This window comes from Rhodococcus sp. YH1, from assembly GCF_009939605.1.
GTDB lineage: Bacteria > Actinomycetota > Actinomycetes > Mycobacteriales > Mycobacteriaceae > Rhodococcus > Rhodococcus aetherivorans.
Window position 1 is genome coordinate 1 of the sequence record NZ_WVTE01000165.1, and the last position, 2805, is coordinate 2805.

General features: G+C 71.1%; 3 protein-coding genes and 1 pseudogene. All 4 read right to left on the reverse strand.

Translation table 11 applies throughout. The annotated features are described in order from the left end of the window. A pseudogene (locus AIIKEEIJ_RS13585) lies at nucleotides 1-498 on the reverse strand (MMPL family transporter); the annotation flags it as partial. 37 nt (nucleotides 499-535) lie between these two features. Further along, entirely contained in the window at nucleotides 536-1552 is a 1017-nt protein-coding gene (locus AIIKEEIJ_RS13590) for an FAD-dependent monooxygenase (protein WP_161995867.1), read from the reverse strand. Further along, nucleotides 1545-2060 (reverse strand): isoprenylcysteine carboxyl methyltransferase family protein, encoded by a 516-nt coding sequence (locus AIIKEEIJ_RS13595; RefSeq protein WP_006946895.1) that lies wholly within the window; start codon nucleotides 2058-2060, stop codon nucleotides 1545-1547. Before AIIKEEIJ_RS13595 ends, AIIKEEIJ_RS13590 begins: the two co-directional genes overlap by 8 nt. A 10-nt stretch (nucleotides 2061-2070) precedes the next feature. Beyond that, a partial coding sequence (locus tag AIIKEEIJ_RS13600; RefSeq protein ID WP_274386836.1) for a type III polyketide synthase occupies nucleotides 2071-2805 on the reverse strand: 735 nt, incomplete at its 5' end.

A 2805-nucleotide genomic window follows, 5' to 3' on the forward strand; every position in this document is an offset into this window, starting at 1 on the left:
CGGCAAGACCGTGGTCGACGATTCGTTCAACACACAACTGAAGACCGACCTCGTCGTCGCCGAGTCGGTATCGCTTCCGCTGACCCTGATTCTGCTGGTGATGATCTTCGGCGGACTGACCGCCGCGAGCGCTCGGGTGCCATCGGCGGAGCGCAAGTACGGTTTCTCGACCACGGGCACCGTCCAGTAGGTGTCGACGCGCTCGACCCGGGTGCGATCGAGAGCGGCGAGGTGCCCGGCCACCTCGGGTCCGATGTCGTCGATGCTCTGCCCGGGTGGGGCGGTGTAGATGGCGACGATGTCCGGCTCCCGGCGGCCGAGGTGCTCCTCCACCTGGTGCGTGACGTGCGCGGCTTCGCTCCCGTCGTCGAGGAAGCCCTCGAACCTCAGATGGGGGAAGACCCCCAGCCCCCATGCGCCGCCGAGGACCAGCGCGGTGACGGTCACGATCAGCACGAGCCACCGGCGTGCGAGAAGAAATGCGGCCCAGCGGGTCATGGCCGTGGCGGAGGCCGGGTCGGGGACGTCGACATCGTCATCGTGCGACCTGATGGACGGCGGCAGCGAACAGGCGTGGTGACCGCGCAGCCAGCGGCACGATGACAGGGCCGAGGCGGGGTTGCCGACGCGCCCACAGCAGGGAGGAGGTCAGCAGGCGTGAGCGCCGCGACGCCCGTGACCATGCCCGTTCGTAGCGTGCCGGTTGCCCGCATTCGAGGCACTGCACAAGGGCGCGTGCGCATTTCAGAGCGACGTCGATGCCTTCGCCGGTGATCGCGTCCACGTATCCGGCCGCGTCGCCGACGAGCAGCACACGGCCCGCGACGCGGGCCCTGGCGTCCTGACGCATCGGTCCCGCCCCCCGGACGGCGGTCGCCGCGGTGTCGGGGAGCCGCTGGGCAAGGGCGGGGAATTCGGCCAGCTGCCGGGCGAACGACCCGCGGGTAGCGGAGAGCAGCGCCACGCCGACGAGGCGGGGACCGACCGGGGTGACGTAGGCCTCGCGGTCGCGGGCCCAATGCACTTCCACGAAGTCGGTCCATGGGGCCACCTCGAAGTGCCGGCGTAGCCCCCACCTGTGGTGACCGGACGGTGGGCGGTCCAGGCCCAGCTGCCGTCGGATGGCGGAGTGCAGCCCGTCGGCCGCGACGAGGTACCGCGCCGTGGCGCCTGCGGCCGTCACGCACCGGGCATCCTGCGTGATCTCGGAGACCCGGCGCTGCAGCACCGGAACACCTCGTGTCACGACCTCGGACTGCAATGCTGCCTGCAGATCGGTGCGGCGCACCCCTGAACCGTGGCCGTCGCGGAAGACGGCCTCGGCCCGGCAGTGCCCGTCCGTGTACCGGATCCCCCGGAGGGGATGTCCGTCGACCGGCACACCGAGTTCGCGCAGGCAGGCGACCGCGCCCGGCATCAGACCCTCCCCGCAGGCCTTGTCGATCGGCGACGGCCTCGACTCGATCACGACCGTATCGAGGCCGGCCCGGGCGGAATACAGGGCCGTGGCCAGCCCCGCGGGGCCGGCGCCGACGACGATCAGGTCATGCATCGCGCACCAGTTCGCGCAGGGCGGCGTTCTCGGCGCGGATCCGCACCCGAAGTACCACGGCATCGAGCGCAGTGAAGGTCACCGCGGTCACCCACGCGGAGTGGACGAGCGGCAGTGCCGCACCCTCGACGACGACGGCCACGTAGTTGGGGTGCCGGAGCCGGCGGTACGGCCCACGGCGGATCAGGGGCAATCCGGGCACGATCACGATGCGGGTGTTCCAGCGGTGTCCGAGGGTGAGGATGCACCACCATCTCAGGCACTGCGACGCCAGGACGAGTGCCAGCATCGGCCGGCCGAGGGCCGGCACGTACCGGCGGCCGACGCCGAACGTCTCGATCAGGCATCCGGCCAGCAGCCCCGCGTGCAGTGACGCCATCACCGGATAGTGTCCGCGGCCGCTCTCCCGGCCCCCGCGCTCCATGCTCCACGCCAGGTTCCGCCGGGACACCACCAGCTCGGCGAGCCGCTCCGTGGCGACCGCGGCGACGAGCAGGAGATAGAACATGGCGTCCGCGCTACCACTCGAGGAGGACGAGTTCGGAGCAGAACCCCGGCCCCATGGCCATCATGAGCCCCGGAGTGCCCGGTTCCGGGGGGCGCTGTTCGAGCGTGTCCCGCAGCACGTGCAGGACCGACGACGAGGACAGGTTCCCCACCGCGGCCAGCGACCGGCGGGTCATCTCCAACGCCTGCGACGACAGACCGAGCTCGGACTCGACCGCGCGGATCACCCTCGGCCCTCCCGGATGGCAGACCCAGGCGGTGATGTCGTCCGTCCGCAATCCGTGTTCGGCCAGGAACGAGCGGACGTCCGCACCGAGGTACTTTTCGATCACGACGGGCACCTGGGCATCGAGGACGATCTTCAGGCCGCTCGACCCCACATCCCACCCCATGGTCCGCTCGGTGTCCGGGTACAGGTGGCTGCGCGACGCGATCACCCGGGGCCCGCGCGCCCGGGTCCGTTCGGCGCGCCGGGCGCCGACGGCGGCCACCGCTGCCGCACCGTCGCCGAACAGCCCGGTCGCCACGAGATTGGCGATGGAGTGATCGTTGCGCTGCACCGTCAGCGAACACAGTTCCACGGACAGCAGGACGGCCACGTCGTCGGGGTGCCCGAGCAGATAGTCGTACAGACGCGCTGTTCCCGCCGCACCGGCAACGCACCCGAGCCCGAAGATCGGCACCCGTTTGACGTCGGGTCGCAGCCCGACCCGATACGCGATCCGGGCCTCCATCGACGGGGCGGC

Bases quoted from the DNA above. Each gene is read 5' to 3' on its own strand.
- AIIKEEIJ_RS13595 (WP_006946895.1), bottom strand. From the start codon at position 2,060: ATGTTCTATCTCCTGCTCGTCGCCGCGGTCGCCACGGAGCGGCTCGCC.
- AIIKEEIJ_RS13590 (WP_161995867.1), bottom strand. From the start codon at position 1,552: ATGCATGACCTGATCGTCGTCGGCGCCGGCCCCGCGGGGCTGGCCACG.